The sequence below is a fragment of the Nostoc sp. NMS7 genome, assembly GCF_017115085.1.
GTDB lineage: Bacteria > Cyanobacteriota > Cyanobacteriia > Cyanobacteriales > Nostocaceae > Nostoc.
The window spans coordinates 49857-66921 of record NZ_JABXKJ010000137.1; the positions used below are offsets into that span (position 1 = coordinate 49857).

18 protein-coding genes and 1 pseudogene are annotated in these 17065 nt (G+C 48.2%); 1 reads left to right on the forward strand and 18 read right to left on the reverse strand.

All coding sequences use genetic code 11. The features are described 5' to 3' along the window. Positions 1–85 precede the first annotated feature (85 nt). The 4 genes from HWQ38_RS14165 to HWQ38_RS14180 form a co-directional block, all read right to left on the reverse strand. Positions 86–481, reverse strand: coding sequence for a DUF6130 family protein (locus tag HWQ38_RS14165; protein WP_292794525.1), 396 nt, complete (start codon positions 479–481; stop codon positions 86–88). An 84-nt stretch (positions 482–565) separates the two neighbouring features. Then, positions 566–1594, reverse strand: a complete 1029-nt coding sequence (locus HWQ38_RS14170; RefSeq protein ID WP_292794527.1) for an alpha/beta hydrolase — start codon at positions 1592–1594, stop codon at positions 566–568. 331 nt (positions 1595–1925) lie between these two features. Further along, a complete protein-coding gene (locus tag HWQ38_RS14175; RefSeq protein ID WP_292794530.1) occupies positions 1926–2966 on the reverse strand; it encodes an alpha/beta hydrolase in 1041 nt (346 codons plus the stop codon). Positions 2967–3043: 77 nt separating this feature from the next. Beyond that, on the reverse strand, positions 3044–4174 hold the full coding sequence (locus HWQ38_RS14180) for an FAD-dependent oxidoreductase (protein ID WP_292794532.1): 1131 nt from the start codon (positions 4172–4174) through the stop codon (positions 3044–3046). 128 nt (positions 4175–4302) lie between these two features. Between HWQ38_RS14180 and HWQ38_RS14185 the strand changes: the two are divergent. After that, positions 4303–4485 (forward strand): annotated as a pseudogene (locus tag HWQ38_RS14185) (transposase); the annotation flags it as partial. On the opposite strand, the gene HWQ38_RS40450 reads toward HWQ38_RS14185, so the two are convergent. The 14 genes from HWQ38_RS40450 to HWQ38_RS14250 all read right to left on the reverse strand — a co-directional run bounded on the left by HWQ38_RS40450 (position 4448) and on the right by HWQ38_RS14250 (position 16954). Further along, positions 4448–4759 (reverse strand): hypothetical protein, encoded by a 312-nt coding sequence (locus tag HWQ38_RS40450; protein WP_366933291.1) that lies wholly within the window; start codon positions 4757–4759, stop codon positions 4448–4450. The pseudogene HWQ38_RS14185 and the gene HWQ38_RS40450 overlap by 38 nt on opposite strands. Next, positions 4713–5057, reverse strand: a complete 345-nt coding sequence (locus HWQ38_RS14190; RefSeq protein WP_292794534.1) for an alpha/beta fold hydrolase — start codon at positions 5055–5057, stop codon at positions 4713–4715. Before HWQ38_RS14190 ends, HWQ38_RS40450 begins: the two co-directional genes overlap by 47 nt. Before the next feature lie 73 nt (positions 5058–5130). Then, on the reverse strand, positions 5131–6156 hold the full coding sequence (locus tag HWQ38_RS14195; protein WP_292794536.1) for a WD40 repeat domain-containing protein: 1026 nt from the start codon (positions 6154–6156) through the stop codon (positions 5131–5133). A 77-nt stretch (positions 6157–6233) separates the two neighbouring features. After that, entirely contained in the window at positions 6234–6800 is a 567-nt protein-coding gene (locus tag HWQ38_RS14200; RefSeq protein WP_292794538.1) for a ferric reductase-like transmembrane domain-containing protein, read from the reverse strand. Between the two features lie 84 nt (positions 6801–6884). After that, entirely contained in the window at positions 6885–7754 is an 870-nt protein-coding gene (locus HWQ38_RS14205; RefSeq protein WP_292794540.1) for an alpha/beta hydrolase, read from the reverse strand. A 57-nt stretch (positions 7755–7811) separates the two neighbouring features. Beyond that, positions 7812–8462: an MOSC domain-containing protein gene (locus HWQ38_RS14210; protein WP_292794542.1), complete on the reverse strand. Its 651-nt coding sequence runs from the start codon at positions 8460–8462 to the stop codon at positions 7812–7814. A 19-nt stretch (positions 8463–8481) separates the two neighbouring features. Beyond that, positions 8482–9231, reverse strand: a complete 750-nt coding sequence (locus HWQ38_RS14215; RefSeq protein WP_292794544.1) for an SDR family oxidoreductase — start codon at positions 9229–9231, stop codon at positions 8482–8484. 85 nt (positions 9232–9316) lie between these two features. Further along, on the reverse strand, positions 9317–9748 hold the full coding sequence (locus HWQ38_RS14220; RefSeq protein ID WP_292794545.1) for a cupin domain-containing protein: 432 nt from the start codon (positions 9746–9748) through the stop codon (positions 9317–9319). A 296-nt stretch (positions 9749–10044) separates the two neighbouring features. After that, on the reverse strand, positions 10045–10956 hold the full coding sequence (locus HWQ38_RS14225) for an SDR family NAD(P)-dependent oxidoreductase (RefSeq protein ID WP_292794548.1): 912 nt from the start codon (positions 10954–10956) through the stop codon (positions 10045–10047). Positions 10957–11058: 102 nt separating this feature from the next. Further along, entirely contained in the window at positions 11059–12633 is a 1575-nt protein-coding gene (locus HWQ38_RS14230) for a GMC family oxidoreductase N-terminal domain-containing protein (protein ID WP_292794550.1), read from the reverse strand. Between the two features lie 178 nt (positions 12634–12811). Beyond that, the gene (locus HWQ38_RS14235) at positions 12812–14395 is read right to left on the reverse strand and encodes a GMC family oxidoreductase N-terminal domain-containing protein (protein WP_292794552.1); all 1584 of its coding nucleotides are present in this window, start codon (positions 14393–14395) and stop codon (positions 12812–12814) included. A 199-nt stretch (positions 14396–14594) separates the two neighbouring features. Further along, on the reverse strand, positions 14595–15407 hold the full coding sequence (locus HWQ38_RS14240; protein WP_292794555.1) for an alpha/beta hydrolase: 813 nt from the start codon (positions 15405–15407) through the stop codon (positions 14595–14597). Positions 15408–15521: 114 nt separating this feature from the next. After that, entirely contained in the window at positions 15522–16079 is a 558-nt protein-coding gene (locus HWQ38_RS14245; RefSeq protein ID WP_292794558.1) for a DsbA family protein, read from the reverse strand. A gap of 245 nt (positions 16080–16324) precedes the next feature. Then, complete coding sequence (locus tag HWQ38_RS14250; protein ID WP_292794561.1) at positions 16325–16954, reverse strand: response regulator transcription factor; 630 nt, start codon at positions 16952–16954, stop codon at positions 16325–16327. Between the last annotated feature and the right edge of the window lie 111 nt (positions 16955–17065).

The window sequence follows — 17065 nt, forward strand, 5'->3', positions numbered from 1 at the left end:
AATACAGATCAATGAATACCACCCGCGATGTGCAGCGTTTCCCCAGATGCCCCCCTCACAACTGCGATTTTTCCCTCTAGTTTTTTCATGATGATTTCTTAGGATCGGGCAGCGTGAACTCCACAGTTTCGCTAGTGATTACTTTGTGCGTGGGGTCAGCTAGTTCGATCAGCACCTTGTGTACGCCAGGTTCTAGTCCGACCAGGATGATCGTTTCCCCACTGGAATCTACAAAGTGCCACGGCGCGTCGTCAACGGTGATGTGGATATGACCGATGCGCGGCGATACTTCGAGGGCACCTTTGCCAAACACTGGCAACACACGCAAATTCTCCGTCCGGTACTGGATGAAGACGCGTCCCTGTGCTAGCGGTTCGGGAAGCGGTGGATCGACAATCAGCTTGGGTGGTGCTTCGTTTTCAATCGCAATCAACGGTGATGATCCGATAATGTCCCTAGCGCTCGGTGTGTGGCTGTTCATAGCAGGTAATTACCTGAGAGTAGTTTAAATATAACGATCCATTTGAAGGTGAAACGGCGCAAGGTTATCGCTGCAGAGAAGCCGTTAACGTTTCTTTGATGCGAGTTCCCAGACCGCAGTTACGAATGCTTTAGGATCTTCCTGGGGCAGGTTATGACCGACGTTTGGAATGACCTGATGCTGACGTTTGCCGCTAAACTTCGCTGCCGTCGATTTCCCATCGGTTGCTGGCACAACACCATCTGCGTCCCCGTCCAGCGTGATCGTCGGCACCGTAATGGTCGGTTGCGCGGCGAGTCGCTGCTCAAGTTCCTCATACATGGGATAGCCGGCAGCAAGTCCAAGGCGATGGCGGTAGGAATGAATGACGACCTCCACATAATCGGGGTTGTCGAAGGCGCTGGCGTGTTGATCGAGCGTTGCCTCGTCAAAGTGCCAGTTCGGCGAATTGCGAGTCCAGAGAATCCTTGCAATCTCACGTCTGTTAGCCGTCAGTCCGGCGCGTCCGCGCTCGGTCTGGAAATAGTATTGATACCAGATACCAGATTCGATCGCGGGTGAAAGTGGCAGCCTTGCCTTGGCAATATCCTGGATCAGGTAGCTATTGACGGACACCAGACCTGTGCATCGTTCAGTCCAAAGAGCCGCAACAACACAAGCAGCTCGTCCACCCCAGTCATAGCCAGCAAGCACAGCACGGTTCAGATGCAATGCATCCATTAAGGCGATCGCATCGACACCGATCGCAGCTTGCTGCCCGGAGCGTGGTGTGGCGCTGTCAAGAAAACGGGTTGATCCATGTCCCCGCAGGTAGGGAACAATCACCCGACATCCGCGTGCAGCAAGCATTGGTGCAACGTCAATGTAGCTATCGATGGAATACGGGAACCCATGCAGCAGCAACACCGGAGATCCATCGCTTGGTCCTGCTTCGTAGTAACCGATGTCGAGGACACCCGCTTTGATCTGCTTGATGGGAGAAAACCTCAATTCAGATCGTTTGGGATTGTCGAAGCTTGCGTGTGCAGTACCCATGAGTGCCATTTCTGTGAAAATGCTTCCTGCCGCCGTTAAGAGAAAGCGACGGCGGTTGTGTTTAATTGCTTTGAGCATAGGGTTGACTCTTTGGATTGATTAATGAGGCGATTGCACAAAGCACAGTCGCTTTACCCGAATGGCACTAAGATAAGCCGAAAGTCTTGTTTCACCTCGTTCCCAGCCTGTAGGCTGGGAATGTATTTCGAGAGGCTCTGCCTCTCATCAAGCCTTTGGAGGCGGAGGCTCTCAGAATTAGTTCCTAGCCTGGAGGCTGGGAAGCAGTCACGGCAAGGGCTGTGTCTTAACTTAGTGCCATCCGCTTTACCATTTTCCCCTACGCTAACTCGGTAAGCAGCAAAGCGATGGAAGAGCGTCTTTTCCCTCCCCCAAAAACATCGATCGCATCCTATTGCAGATGTTTCTTCAATTGGGCAGCAGCTTGAACAAACAGAGAGCGGACGAATGGCAGCTCGGCTAAACCATTGAGTAGTCCAAAGTCATGAATCATGCCGTTGTACTGCACCGTTGTCACCTCTACCCCAGCTTCATCGAGCTTGCGTCCGTAGGCTGTGCCTTCGTCATGCAAAATATCGCTCTCTGCAACCACAATTAATGCTGGAGGCAAGCCTTTCAGTTGCTCAACCGTCGCTTGTAAGGGAGATGCGTAAATGTCTTTGCGCTTTTCTGGGTCAGGGATGTACAGGTCATACATCCACTTCATCGTGGGTACGGTTAGGTACCGTTTGTCGCCGAATTGATGATAAGAATTCGTTTCAAAATCGGCATCGACGATCGGCCACATCATGATTTGTAGCTTGATGTGTGGTCCTCCGTTTTCTTTCGCCTTCAAAGCAGTGACTGCTGTCATATTTCCGCCAACACTGTTGCCGACCACTGCCAAATTCTTGCCATCCACCCCAATCTCCTCACCATGCTCGGCAACCCATTTGGTCGCAGCATAAATCTCATTGATTGCCTGTGGGTACTGAGCATCTGGCGTGCGAGTGTAGTTGACAAAGACACCTGCAAACCCTGAAAGCACAACCAGATCGCGAACCATGCGCTTGTGTGTTGGATAATCACCGAGTATCCAACCGCCGCCATGAATAAAGATGAAAACAGGTAATGTGCCTTTGACCCCTTCAGGTCGTACAATATTGAGGGTAATTGAATAACCATCAGCAGTAATCGTCTTTTGGGACTCTTCAATGCCTGAAAGGTCTACTGAAACAGAAGCCTGTGCATCTACAAGGACTTGACGTGCTTCGGGTGCAGTGAGTTTCTCCAACGGCACACCCCCTGAATTCAGCACTTTCAAAAATTCCTTTACTCCTTTGGAAAGACGTGGATCATCCGCAACTTCCAAAATTTTTGCTGCTTGCGAGTTTACTTGAGCAACCATGACATTCTCCTTTAATAAGTAGTAAACAATCTGTTGAGATGGCACTGTTAAATTAATTGATTTAACAGCCTCTTTCCCCCTGCCCCCTGCCCCCTGCCCCCTGCGGTCTAAATGATAAGTTTTTAACCGTCGCGCAGGTCTTCTGGTGGCTCGTAGCGATCGCGCCAGAGGGCAATGTACTGAGCAAAGTCGGCTAGTTCGGGACGCTTTGTTGGGTCAACGAAGTAACCAGTGCCAGCGATCACAAAATCAAACTCGAAAACATCATCATTCACCTGGATGACAATGCGATCACCCTTTTCCCGTGCCGATTTCCAAGGTGCAGATAGGTGTATGTGAAAGTTCGGGAAGGCGATCGCTCGCTCAATCGCGTTCCGTGATGGCGTGGAGCCTGCTTGACGAAAGCACCAAGCTTGGAACCAACGGGCTGCATCGGGTAGTTGGGGATAGTTGCAGTAAGCACCAGGGTATTCCCGTATCCGAATTACTGGTAGAGATGCGATCGCCGATCGTCGTGAAAACAGGTGTACTGCCTTCGCTCCCGATTCCAGCGCCACTCCTGCTGCATCGAAAGCTGAAGCCGCCGCACCCAGCACCGCCACAGTCTTACCACGCAGTGCTTCAAAATCGATGGCATCAGCGGTATGTGCGTATAGCGTGCGTGGTAAGTCAGCCAGTACTGAAGGTACGTATGGACCACCAGTGCCAGCCACGCCATTGGCGAAGATAATTTTGCGTGTAGTCTCTAAGAGCGGGACACCGTTTACCTCAAGGTGTAGGCGGAAGAAACCTGCGGCTGGCTCAATCCGCACTAACTTCGTTCGGTAACGAACCTGGATACCGAGGAATTGTCGATACCAACTGAGGTACTCAGCCCAAGTCACTCGCCCAATGCGATCGATCGCCGCGTAGGCTTCCGCACTGTGCCGCGCTTCGTACCAGGCTTGAAAGGATAATTCTGGGATGCCTAGTTCTGGACCAGGCACATTTTTCGGCGTTCGGAGCTTTTCCATCCGCGCTCGCGTCAGCCACACGCCTGCATGAGCCTCGTCATCGGCTGCATCGATCGCTGTCACACCACCGATCCCAGCACGTCGTAGCGCAAATACAAAGGTGCTACCGCTGCCGCTGCCACCTATTATAGTGACATTGTGATCGATGCCAGGGCGATCAGGCACCCAGTTTTCGGGATCGGGACCGAGCAGGCGTAGTGCCTCGCGGGCAGTAAAATCGGAATTGCTCGTTGTTGTCATGTTGATCTCCTCATATCTCGTCGCGATGGATGGAAAAATCAAAATAGCAGACAATTAAGCTGTTATTAGGTTTTTGTCGTGGGTTTGGATTCGCTAGAGCGTGTTATGAACAACTGCCAGAAGCTAGAAAAGGGTTCGTGTTGCTACCACGTCGTTGGGTAGTGGAGCGCAGTTTTGCATGGACGGCTCGGTTTCGCCGTTTAGCACGAGATTATCAGCGACTGACAGAAACATTGGTGGGTCTGCATTTGGTTGCCTTTGCTGTTCTTATGCTCAAGCGATTTGCACAGTTGAGTTCGCAAAGTGCATAACACCCTCTAGCATGGTCTTCTCCACAACGTGGGTAGTCAGAAAGCAGCGAATATGGTCTGCGATAGCGAAGCGCTGCTGCGTTCGCCCTTGGCGTCTCCCTTTGGGAGAAGCGCAGATCGCGTCCACATCTTCTTCCAAAGCAAAGTGTCCCGTATCAAACAAATGAAACTCCAGGTTTTTTAAGTCGCGTTTGTAGGCATAAGCTCCCTCGACTAAAAAACCCTGGTCATTTTTGCCCCATACAATTAGCGTCGATGGTTGATATTGGCGCAAGTAAGCTAAGACTATAGCGGTTTAATCCGATCGCATCGACAAAGCCTGCCATCACTTCGGCAAGGCGATCGAAGGTGTAATCAAACTCATCCACCGTTGGCATGGAACTATAGCCAAAACCAGGATAATCAGGTGCAATCAGATGGAATTGATCTGCCAACGCCGGGATTAAATTGCCGAACATGTGGGACGAGGTTGGAAAGCCGTGCAATAGCAGAATCGTCGGATGATCACGAGAACCAGCTTCACGATAAAAGATATCTAAACCATCGATCGATACTGTGCGATAAGTGGTCATGCGTTTACTCTTTTGAATTCAAATCGTTCAACAGAATCAGAAATAGTTGATCTTGTTTGGTGAAAGCTTCTTGTCACTCTTTAGGAAGAGACCAGAGTTTGATGGTTTTGTCGGCACTGCTACTGGCTATCATGTTCCCATGCGGTCTGAAAACTACTGACCGCACGCCTCGCTCATGCCCGATCAAACTCTCCAAGAGTTTGCCTTCAGGCAACCCCCATAACTTGATAGTGCTATCATTGCTACCACTCGCTAATCTCTTGCCATCGGGACTGAAAGCCACTGACCACACAACTCCATCATGTCCAATTAGGGAGTGCAACAATTTACCAGTGGGCATTTGCCAGAGTTTGACTGTCCGATCAGCACTGCCACTCGCTAAAGTCCGTCCATCAGGGCTAAAAGTCACTGAGCGCACGGCTTGTGAATGAGCATTCAGAGTTTGTAGAACAGCACCATCCATGATTCGCCAAATTTTGAGTGTGCCACTCTCATTGCCGCTAGCTAAGGTCTGCCCATCCGGACTAAAAGCAACAGTTCTTACCCACATTCCATCCAATAACTGATGGACTTGTACGCCAGTCTGCATGTTCCAGATGCGGATGGTTTTGTCAGCACTACAACTAGCTAGCCACTTTCCGTTGGGGCTGATGGCAACGGCTTCTACATCATCTGTATGGCCATCTAGGGTCCGAAGCAGTTGCCCCGTCTCTAGATTCCAGAGTTTTATCCGGTTATCCCAACTGCCACTAGCGAGCAGCTTGCTATCTGGACTGATGGCAAGGCTTACCACTGCATCGCCGTGTCCTTCTAAAGTATAAAGTAAGGTGTTACTAGGCAGATCCCAAATTTTTATTTTTTTATCGTAACTGCCACTGGCGAGGAAGCGTCCATCAGGGCTGATTGCGATCGCGTAAACCCAAGTTGAATTTCCTTGGAGAGAACGTAAGGGTTTAGTAGTTGTAACAGAGATAGTAGCAACACTAGCATTTCGGAAGGAAGACAATAGGCTAGCACAACTGCTACTACCAACCAAGATCGTTAGGGTGCTGATTGCCAATGGTGCTGAAGATTTCCAGGTAATTTGTTTCGATCTCATAACAGGACATTCCTTGTGCGAGTGGGAGAATAATCTGACTTGCACCCACTGCGTAATGGTGTCGGAGACTAGCGGTACTATAGAGTAATTTTTTCTGGAATTTGAGATGAGAACGCTTTTCCTTTCGCTTTTTGTTGTTTATTCCGATGTTCAATCCAGCGTCCCATCAGAAATAAAAGGGTTGTCGTGACAATCCCTACTAGCCCAATCGGGGTTAAATAGCTCCAATGCTCTAACATTTTGTCCCAAACGTGCCAAGTGAGCAGGAACATAGCTAAGTAAGTCAGCGTATGTAATCGCTTCCAATTTTTTTTCAGTCTTTTGACACTCCAGTCATTAGAAGTAATTGCCAATAGGGTAAAAATTATGAAGGTAGATATACCTTGGATATAAATCCAATAGGTATTGGGATCTAAAAAATCAAGGTCTCTCTTTTTCACTAAGAGGAAAGCGTGAAGCAAAGCCAAGCAGAAAGCCAGAATACCGATAAGTCGTCGGTATTTTAACAGCCATTTGGGAAGGTTGGCTTGTTTAGTTTGAGGAAAAATTATTCTGAGATTCGCGGGCATTAAGGTGAGAATATAAGCTCCTAAAGCTAGAAATCCCAGGCTGTTTTCTAAGGGTGCTGTATCGATTGCTGCCATGACCAATCCTCCTTAATTTTTCAATAAAAGCCCTTACAAAGGTAGGTATTTTTTATTTGGTCATTTTTTGACGATTCCAGCCGCTCAGGCGAGAACGGATTGCAGTCGTGATGTGAGAAATTGATCGATATAGTTTGCGATCGCATCCCCATCCTCTTCTAGGGCAAAATGTCCGGTATCGAGTAGATGGAACTCAACGTCTTTCAAGTCACCCTGGTAGGGATAAGCACCGTCAGCAGGAAAGATGTAGTCGTTCTTGCCCCAAACAATCAGGGTCGGAGGTTGATAGTTGCGGAAATACTCTTGCCATTGGGGATAGAGCGGTGGATTGGTGCCATAGCTATACAGCAGTGCCAGTTGAATTTCACCGTTGCCAGGGCGATCGAGGAAATGTTGATCGATAGTCCAGGTATCGGGGCTGATCGCTTCTAGATTGCGAACACCGTTGGTATATTGCCACTTCGTCGCTTCCAGGGTGACAAGATATTTGAGCTTTTCAGCATTCTCAGGCGATCGCTCTTGCCAGTATGCCTTAATTGGTTCCCAGAATTCGCGCAGACCTTCCTCGTAAGCATTGCCATTTTGAACAATCAGAGATTGCACGCGCTCTGGATATTTAGCGGCAATCCGATAGCCTATCGGTGCACCATAATCCATCACATAAAGGCTGTACTTTTTGAGATTGATCGCAGCAATGAATTTTTCCACAATCTCAGCCAAGCGATCAAACGTGTAATCAAATTCATTTACAGTTGGCATCGAACTGTTGCCGTAGCCAGGGTAGTCAGGCGCAACAAGATGGAATTTATCAGCCAGGGCAGGTATGAGATTGCGGAACATATGAGAGGAAGTTGGAAAGCCGTGCAATAACAGAATCGTCGGATTATTACGAGAACCAGCTTCACGGTAGAAGATATCTAAACCATCGATCGAAACTGTGCGATATGTAGTCATGGGATTACTCCTTGTAAGTGATAAAAGTCACATGATGGCGTTTTACGACAGGTTGATCTATCTCACATCCTGACGACGGATCTGCTCCTGAAAGTAGTCCCGCCAGCTTTCGGGTAAGGCTTCAAGTTGAGCAGCACGATGCAGTAACTCTGGATTGTTTCGGTCACGAACATAAAGCTGAGTGATATCAGCAACAGTAATATTGTTGGTATCTCGACTCATCAACTCTAAAGTGTCTCCGACTCCAACTTCGCCCTCTTGCAAAACCCGAAAGTAAAATCCGGTGCGACGACTGGCGAGAAATCGTTTCACCATATCCGATCGCCCAAAGCGAATCCCTAGTTTGTAGCAGGGTAAGCGCGGTTGAGTCACCATTAGTTCCACACTACCGATTTTGAAGCGATCGCCAATGTTCAATTCTTCTTCTCTCAATCCTGAGACTGTGAAATTTTCACCAAAGATACCAAGTGTTAACTCTGTGTCAGGCAATTCGCTTCGCCAGTAATCATAATGCTCAAAAGGATAGACATATACGGCTTTGTCAACTCCGCCATGAACGGTGAGATCCGCTTGGCGATCGCCATCTAAATTGAGTTCACGCACCATCACTCTCGAATTGACCGGCTCTTTGAAAATTCCAGTGCGGACGGGTTTTCCTTTCCAGGGCACTTCACGCGGCAAGCCAACATTAACAGAGATAAGCTTCATTTTTAACTCCTTTTGGATTTCAAATCTGTGCCATACCGCCATCGACAAACAACTCAATGCCGTTCACAAAGCTGCTGTCATCTGAAGCGAGAAAGACAACGGCTTTGGCAATCTCATCGGGTTTGCCGACTCGTCCCAGTGGGATGGTGCTGGCTTGGCTGTCCACGAATTCTTGCAACTGCTGGTCATTCAGTCCCAAATGATCGTAACCAGGAGTCGGAACCACACCAGGGCTAATGGCATTCACTCGGATCTTGCGTTCTCTGAGGTCGAGTATCCAATTCCGAGCAAATGATCTCACGGCGGCTTTAGTAGCGCTGTAAACACTGAATGCTGGCGTACCTTTTATAGAAGTAATCGAAGCATTCAGGATAATAGAAGCGCCATCTGGCAACAGTGGCAGTGCCTTTTGTACAGTGAACAGCAAACCTTTGACATTTATGTTGAATGTTTTGTCAAAGTGTTCCTCAGTGATTGCTCCAAGTGGGGCAATTTGTCCACCGCCAGCATTAGCGAAGATGATATCGAGGTGTCCTTGTTCTTGCTTAATGGTGGCAAACAGACGATCCAGGTCTGCCAGATTAGAAACATCGCTCTGCACAGCCGTAACATTTTTACCAATGGCTTCTACAGCAGCATCCAGTTCGACTTGGCGACGACCCGTGATGTAGACATAAGCACCTTCAGCAACAAACTGTTTGGCTGTGGCAAGACCGATACCACTGTTGCCACCCGTGACAAGGGCGATTTTTCCTTCTAGTTTTCTCATTATGCTAATCCTTTGATTGTTGGGTTTAAAGCGGTCAGTTACTAATGGAGAGTGGAGTCAGGAGGAAGAATAGTCAGCTTAATCTCTAAGGGATATCTCCGGGCGCACCCAGAGTTTCGTCGCCAATTTCGCTAGAGACGCGCATGAATAATGCCAAGTCAGTTTTCTCATTCTCGTTTAGCGTCCCTGTTGCTTCTATTAGTTGAGCAAAGGCACTAGGCGCAGCAACAACCAACCCGCGAGCTGGTTTATCGCTAAGTGCGGCGACTACATGGATGGTGTTAGGGGGGATGAAGAAGCTTTCACCAACGCCTAGCACAACCTTGTTCTCACCTGCCCAGACAGTAAACTCTCCTTCCAGCACATAAAGTTGTTCGGAATAGCGTGTATGGCGATGGGGTGGAGTCTGTGTACCAGGAGTGAAATAGCCCTCAATCAGGTCGTATTTACCGTCAGTCGTGGTGTGATCGGCGAGGATAGTGAGGCGAGAACCAAGAAGCCAGAATGATTTTGTCATGGAATAGATGCTTCTAATGAATTGTGTTACGAATGCTCAAGTTTGCGGTTCAGATAAGGCAGGCGTTCATGCCGTTTTTAGATAGACAAGTGTGACAAATTTTTAACATTAAGCTTGTTGGGAAGACTTTGCGAGGTACGCTCCGCTTTAATTAAATCTGCTGCCTTCTCAGCAATCATGATAGTGGGTACGTTCGTATTTCCCGTGGTGCTCGTGAGCATGATGGACGAAAGGCTGGCAGGCTTACGATCGGCAATTCGTTCATCAACAGCGTGAAGCTCACTGTTACTGCCAGGTCAAGGGAGCAGGCGCAACGATTCATTCCAGAGCCGATCGGCATTGTCTGGGTTCAGGGCGTAGGGGGCAACTCCGCTCATATAGCCGTTCCCGTTGGTGACGAGAGTGGCTTCATTGCAGTCCTCGAAATAGCGTCCGCCAACGCCCTTTAGTAGCAAAGAGGTTGCCAACAGAACGGAAGTTGCCGCACCCTGCGCTATTGTCTTCTGCCGCTCAGGTGGGGTTCTAAGACCGCCCGTATGACGCTGGAGGTTGGTTGCGATCGCCCCGGGCATCAGGGCATTAGCGGTAATGCCATCCTTGAACCAGCGCGCAGTAGCACCGACAGCAAAGAGGATGCTTGCGGTCTTGGATTGTCCATACGCCAACCACGGATCATAAGGACGGAACATGAAGTGAATATCATCGAACACAATGGGCGACATCAGGTGCCCGCTAGAACTAACGGACACGATACGGGCGGCACCCTCTGCAGCGAGAGCGTGGTGTAGTCCGAGCGCTAGGGCAAAGTGTCCGAGATAGTTAGTGGCAAATTGCATCTCCCAGTCTTCGGGTGTGCGCTGTTCGGGCAGTGCCATTACCCCTGCATTATTAACGAGGATGTGCAGCGGCTCACGCCAGGCAGCAATGAACTTGGCAATTGAGTTGCGATCGCTTAAATCAAGCGGAGCAACATGAATATTCCGGTTCCCAGTAGTAGCCATAATGTCAGCCGCGACTTGCGCTCCAGCATCAGTATTACGCACAGCTAGTGTGACGATCGCTCCAGTTTGAGCCAGTGCCCGCGCCGTTTCTACGCCGATGCCCGATGCGGCTCCCGTAACGATCGCCCGCTTGCCGGAAAGATCAATTCCTTCTACGACCTCGGCGGCGGTGGAATGTCGTCCGAATGGTGTTGTAATCAGTGCCATTGTGTATTCCTTTACAGAGATCGAGTGTTCTTGCCTAACATCGACCGATAAACGCTCAACAGGTATGATAATCTGAGATTGATCAAAGACGATCGCCCGTTTCTAAATAGATGAATACGCCGGATTTTGGACGTTAGATTTGCTGAGAACCGTTCGTGCTGTGCGACCTGCTTTAATTAAATCCGCTGCCTTCTCACCAATCATGATGGTGGGTGCGTTCGTATTTCCGGTCGTGATGGTGGGCATGATGGAGGCATCAACAACTCGCAATCCCTCAATTCCATGTACCCGTAGTTCAGGATCGACCACCGCCATTGGATCAGTACCCATTTTGCAGGTGCCAACCGGATGCCACACTGTGCTGCAATTGTTGCGGATATAAGCAACGAGTGCTTCATCACTCTGAACCTCAGCACCCGGAGCAATTTCTGCCCCCCGAAACTCATCAAAATGACTCATGTGAAACAATTGGCGTGCTAGTTTAATTGCAGCGACTAACTTTTGCACATCGGCTTCACTTTGCAGATAGTTCATCCGAATCATGGGGGTGTCTTGCGGATCAGATGAGCGCAAACTCACACTGCCACGATTTTGCAGACGGGTCAAAGAGACAACATCCGTGAACCCAAAAGCAGCAGCAGGATAGCCAAGCGGCAAGAACTGGACAGGAGCGAAGAAAAACTGTAAATCAGATGCAATCTCTGAGTTGCCTTCGCTATGTAAGTACAGTCCAGCTTCTCCGATACTACTCGTGCTAGCAAAGTGTAGATCCTGAATTGACTGATAGACCACAGGAACCAGAATGTGATCTTGCAGGTTTTGACCCACTCCCTGCAAATCTAATACGATAGAAATCCCCAATGCCTGTAACTGTGAGGCATTGCCAATCCCGGATAGCATTAGAAGCTTAGGCGAATCGAATGCACCCGCACTTAAAATGACTTCCTTGTTGACTCCAACTTGGTGCAGCATTCCCTTGTGTAGATATTCCACGCCAACAGCGCGAGTACCCTCAAACAACAATCGAGTCACCAACACCCCAGTTGTAACGGTCAAATTAGGACGCTGGAGAATGGGCAAAAGGAAAGCAGCCGCAGCACTGTGCCGTTTACCGTCCTTGATAGTGTGTTGATAAAATCCTGCTCCTTCCTGCTGCTTGGCGTTGAAATCAGGATTGTAGTCATAGCCTGCTGCAACACACGCCTCTACAAATCGGTGAGAAATCGGAGCAGGCGCAATCAGATCGCTCACGCTCAACGCTCCATCTACACTGTGATAGGCATCAGCACCGCGCTGCTGGTGCTCGGATTTCTTGAAATAGGGCAAGACATCCTCGTAACTCCAACCGGGATTTCCTAATTCCTGCCAGCGATCGTAATCGTGAGGATTGCCTCGAACATAGAGCATGAAATTAATCGAACTGCTGTCCCCTACGACTTTGCCACGGGAACAAAGGATCTTGCGGTTGTTCAGATACGGTTCTGGTTCGGAGAAATAGCCCCAGTCCACTTCAGTGCCAATTAGATTGACGCATTCTGCTGGGATTTGGATTTCCGGTTTCGTCGCTGGATTGCCCGCTTCAAGCAACAGTACAGTGATTTCTGGGTCTTCTGTGAGACGATTGGCGACTACGCAGCCTGCTGACCCTGCACCAATTACAATGTAGTCATATTGCATCACGAAACTCTCCTTTGCTGTCTGCAACGAATTGATGGAACTAGGGATGGACAGAAGTAGCCCTACTTTCCTGCGTAGAAATAGTCCGGCTTGATCTTGCTCTTCAGACGATCACGTATCTCGATAGAGAAACAGAGTACGGCACTGAGGGGGCGATGATGAATTGCAATATGGACAATCAGACCGTCCGGGTTCTTGGTGAGGATTGTGACGCCAGATAAGAGCTGACCGCCGAACGCTTGCGCCTCTCCGCTTTAATTAAATCTGCTGCTTTCTCACCAATCATCATGGTCGGTGCGTTCGTATTTCCCGTGGTGATTGTTGGCATGATGGAGGCATCAACAACTCGCAATCCCTCAACCCCATGTACCCGCAACTTAGGGTCTACCACTGCCATTGAGTCAATGCCCATTTTGCAAGTGCCAACCGGATGCCATACAGTGCTGCAAGTATCCCGAATGTAAGCTTCGAGTGCTGCATCACTCTGAACGTGGGAACCCGGAGCAATTTCTTTGCCACGAAACTCATCAAAGGCACTGGTTTGAAACAATTGGCGCATTAATTTAATTCCCTCAACCAGCTTCTGCACATCGGCTTGACTTTGTAGATAATTCATCCGAATGGTTGGTGGATCGTTGAGATTAGATGAACGCAAACCGACACTGCCAATATTTTGCAGATGGGTCAAATCGACTGCACCCGTAAATCCAAATGCCGCTGGAGCATAGCCAGGGGGTAAGAGCTGAATGGAACCGAATAGAAACTGTAAATCGGGTGCAACCGCTGAATTCCACTTGCTATGCAAAAATAATCCAACTTCCCCGATACTACTGGTGCTGGCAAAGTGTAAATCCTGAGTTGCTTGGTATACCACAGGAGAGAAAATGTGGTCTTGCAGGTTTTGCCCAACACCTGGCAGATCGACGACAACAGAAATCCCTAATGTTTGTAAGTGTGCTGCATCCCCAATGCCGGATAGCATTAGCAGCTTAGGCGAATCGAACGCGCCCGCACTTAAAATCACTTCCCGCTCAACCCTGACTTGGTGCAGCATTCCCTCGTGCAGATATTCCACCCCAACGGTGCAGGTTCCCTCAAACAACAATCGAGTCACCAATGCCCCAGTCGTTATGGTCAAATTGCGACGCTGGAGAATGGGCACAAGGAACGCAGCAGCAGCACTGTGCCGTTTACCCTCCTTAATGGTGTGCTGATAGAGTCCGGCTCCTTCCTGCTGCGTACCGTTGAAATCAGGATTGTAGTCAAATCCCATTGCCACACATGCCTCTACAAATCGTTGAGAAGTTGCAGTAGGCGCAATGGGATCGGTAACGCTCAACTCCCCATCAACTCCGTGGTAGGCGGAGGCACCGCGTTGCTGGTGTTCAGATTTCTTGAAATAAGGCAAGATATCCTGGTAACTCCAACCGGGATTTCCCAACTCCTGCCAGTGGTCATAATCGTGATGATTGCCTCGGACATACATCATGAAATTAATCGAACTGCTGCCTCCCAAGACTTTGCCACGGGAACAAAAGATTTTGCGATTATTCAAGAAGGGTTCTGGTTCAGAGAAATAGCTCCAGTCCACCTCTGAGCCTAGTAGATTGACGCACTCCGCTGGGATGAAAATCTCTGGTTTCGTATCTGGGTTACCCGCTTCGAGTAGTAACACAGTTGTGTCATTGTCTTCGGTTAGACGATTGGCAACCACACAACCTGCTGACCCTGCACCGATTACAATGTAGTCATAATTAGTCATAAAGTTCTCTTCCTCTGTTATCTACAATCGATAAATGGAGTCAAGAATGAATTCATTTAAAGAGCGATTGCTGAGATACTGTTAGTTATTTGATTTACCTGCGTACCAATGGTGTATCCACCAAATGTTCTGCCAGAAACCAAACTTGCGTCTCATTGGTTCGCAGGACTTAGCTCACTAACAAATCGTTAAATTGGGATTACTTCACAGCAGTACTTGCTGCTTCAATCACTTTGGCAACTTCTTTGGGATGAGAGATAAAAGGAACATGACTGGAGTTAACTTCGGTTGTCCTAGCACCAATCCGTTTAGCCATAAATCGTTGAAGTTCAGGGTTGATGGCGCGATCGCTTTGAGTCACGATAAACCAGGAAGGAATCGTTTTCCAGGCGATTTCATTCACTGATTGCTCAAAGGCTGCGCTGGCGATCGGCTTTTGGGTTGCTGCCATCACTCGCGCCTCAGCCTTCGACACGTCCTGGGCAAAAAATTCGTGAAACTTCCCGCGATCGATATAGAGAAAGTTTGCAGCATCAGACACGATCGCCGTACTAATCGGAGGTGCTGCGTACTTTTTATTCAAATCACTCGTCTTTTCACCGACATCTGGTGCGAAAGCATTAACATAAACCAGAGCTTTCACCTGTGAATTGCCAGCCGCTGCACCCGTAATCACATTTCCACCATAGGAATGTCCAACTACTACAACAGAACCTTTTTGATTATTAATCACCCGCTTCGTCGTTGCCACATCATCAGCAAGTGAGGTGAGCGGAATCTGCACAGCAGTCACTCTGTAGCCATCCTGCTCCAACAATGGAATAACGTGTTGCCATGATGTACCGTCAGCATAAGCCTCATGAACGAGAACGATCGCAGGTTTAGAGTTGGACGTTTGAGGCAATTCCCTGGAGGTGGCTGATGTTGGATGTATTGATATTCCAACGACAACACTTAATGCAAATAACCACATCAACAATTTTTGAACTTTTTTCCATGTAAAAACCATCATTGCGATCGCCTCTGTATTCTTGCTAAATTGGTGAAATCTCTGGTTCTTGTTGTCGGTATAGAAGTTATGAAATACTCTCTGCCGAAATACTTATTAAGATAAGCACTAAAAACATTAATCATTTGCAGCAACAATGGCTGCCATTATCTGCTCAACAGTCCAGCGATTGGAATAGCGAATTCCATTAATAAACAAAGCGGGTGCAGCCTCCACTCCACTTCGCAGTCCACCTTCAATATCCGCATTGATAAGATTGACATACGCTCCCTTGGATAAATCCTGCAAAAATTGAGAAATATCAAGTCCTAAACGATTGGCATACTCCACTAGATAGCCATTTCCCAACTCCTGTTGATGGATAAACAGCATCTCATGCATTTGCCAAAACTGCCCTTGAGCCGCTGCTGCTTCTGCGGCTTCCGCTGCCCGTTGAGCATGTGGATGAATCTGTACCTGAGGAAAATGACGGAAGATAAAACCTAAATTGTTTTCTCCAAACGAAACCTTCAATTGCTGTTGAGCAACTTTAATCAATCGATAGACGTTGGCACTTTGAAAACATTCATAATCTCCATACATGACGAATACTACAGCAGCATTCAGTACACCTTGAATATGATCCTGGGTTGAAGGCAGAACGAATAAAGAACGATTATCACGGTCGTAAGTCATGTTTCGGTTTGTATTAAGCAAACTTAAGCCTTACAACCCAACTGCGCTAACATTGCTATGGATTCAATATAGACAATTGACCCTCTCTTGTCGTCCACTCTGGGTTGACATTTTTATACAATCGAGTGATGGATGAACCCGTCCAGCTCGTAGTGGAAGGTTGTCTCCAACTTTAGTTGGAGTCTAAAGCCAATTCTATTGGGGAAAAGGTAAAAATTAACTTCCCTTCCCTCCTTTTTCCTCACTTACAAACTGACAATCCCACGCTTAACAGCAGTAATCACAGCTTGTGTGCGATCGCTCACGCCCAGTTTGCTCAAAATCCGATTTACATGCGATTTGACGGTACTTTCACCAATAATCAAAGCAGTCCCAATTTCTTGATTACCCATTCCTTGTGCCATCAAACGCAGCACTTCCAACTCTCGTTCAGTGAGTTCTGGATTGCTCATTCGCTGCAATAATTTTGCGCCCACTTCTGGCGGAATGTATTTCTGACCATTATGAATGGCGCGAATCGCATTCAAAAGCTCGCCAAGTTTAAAATCCTTAAGCAGATAGCCTTGAGCGCCCGCCTGTAAACCGCGATAGATATCTTCATCGCCATCGTAGGTTGTGAGTACAGCGATCCGAGCCTGCTTAAATTCAGCACAAATCGCCATAATGGCTTCAACACCTCCCATTTTGGGCATTCGTAAATCCATTAGTGTGACATCAGGTTGGTGTTCTCGAAACGCGTTGATTGCCTGTTGTCCATCTTCTGCTTGAGCAATCACTGTCATCTCTGGATCGCGATTAATGATGGTTGCTAGACCCTTTCTGACTATGGCATGGTCGTCAACAATCAAAACCCGAATATTTGTTGATTGGCTCATAATTATGAATAATTAGAAATTGAGCTACTACAGGTTGCGTTTGTAACCAGTGCATTTTTAATATTCTCACTCTCGATTTACAATGACAACAATTTCTGTTCCTTGCCCAGG

Bases quoted from the DNA above. Each gene is read 5' to 3' on its own strand.
- HWQ38_RS14240 (WP_292794555.1), bottom strand. From the start codon at position 15,407: ATGATGGTTTTTACATGGAAAAAAGTTCAAAAATTGTTGATGTGGTTA.
- HWQ38_RS14180 (WP_292794532.1), bottom strand. From the start codon at position 4,174: ATGACAACAACGAGCAATTCCGATTTTACTGCCCGCGAGGCACTACGC.
- HWQ38_RS14205 (WP_292794540.1), bottom strand. From the start codon at position 7,754: ATGACTACATATCGCACAGTTTCGATCGATGGTTTAGATATCTTCTAC.
- HWQ38_RS14195 (WP_292794536.1), bottom strand. From the start codon at position 6,156: ATGAGATCGAAACAAATTACCTGGAAATCTTCAGCACCATTGGCAATC.
- HWQ38_RS14235 (WP_292794552.1), bottom strand. From the start codon at position 14,395: ATGACTAATTATGACTACATTGTAATCGGTGCAGGGTCAGCAGGTTGT.
- HWQ38_RS14220 (WP_292794545.1), bottom strand. From the start codon at position 9,748: ATGACAAAATCATTCTGGCTTCTTGGTTCTCGCCTCACTATCCTCGCC.
- HWQ38_RS14210 (WP_292794542.1), bottom strand. From the start codon at position 8,462: ATGAAGCTTATCTCTGTTAATGTTGGCTTGCCGCGTGAAGTGCCCTGG.
- HWQ38_RS14250 (WP_292794561.1), bottom strand. From the start codon at position 16,954: ATGAGCCAATCAACAAATATTCGGGTTTTGATTGTTGACGACCATGCC.
- HWQ38_RS14225 (WP_292794548.1), bottom strand. From the start codon at position 10,956: ATGGCACTGATTACAACACCATTCGGACGACATTCCACCGCCGCCGAG.
- HWQ38_RS14215 (WP_292794544.1), bottom strand. From the start codon at position 9,231: ATGAGAAAACTAGAAGGAAAAATCGCCCTTGTCACGGGTGGCAACAGT.
- HWQ38_RS14200 (WP_292794538.1), bottom strand. From the start codon at position 6,800: ATGGCAGCAATCGATACAGCACCCTTAGAAAACAGCCTGGGATTTCTA.
- HWQ38_RS14230 (WP_292794550.1), bottom strand. From the start codon at position 12,633: ATGCAATATGACTACATTGTAATTGGTGCAGGGTCAGCAGGCTGCGTA.
- HWQ38_RS14170 (WP_292794527.1), bottom strand. From the start codon at position 1,594: ATGCTCAAAGCAATTAAACACAACCGCCGTCGCTTTCTCTTAACGGCG.
- HWQ38_RS14190 (WP_292794534.1), bottom strand. From the start codon at position 5,057: ATGACCACTTATCGCACAGTATCGATCGATGGTTTAGATATCTTTTAT.
- HWQ38_RS14165 (WP_292794525.1), bottom strand. From the start codon at position 481: ATGAACAGCCACACACCGAGCGCTAGGGACATTATCGGATCATCACCG.
- HWQ38_RS14245 (WP_292794558.1), bottom strand. From the start codon at position 16,079: ATGACTTACGACCGTGATAATCGTTCTTTATTCGTTCTGCCTTCAACC.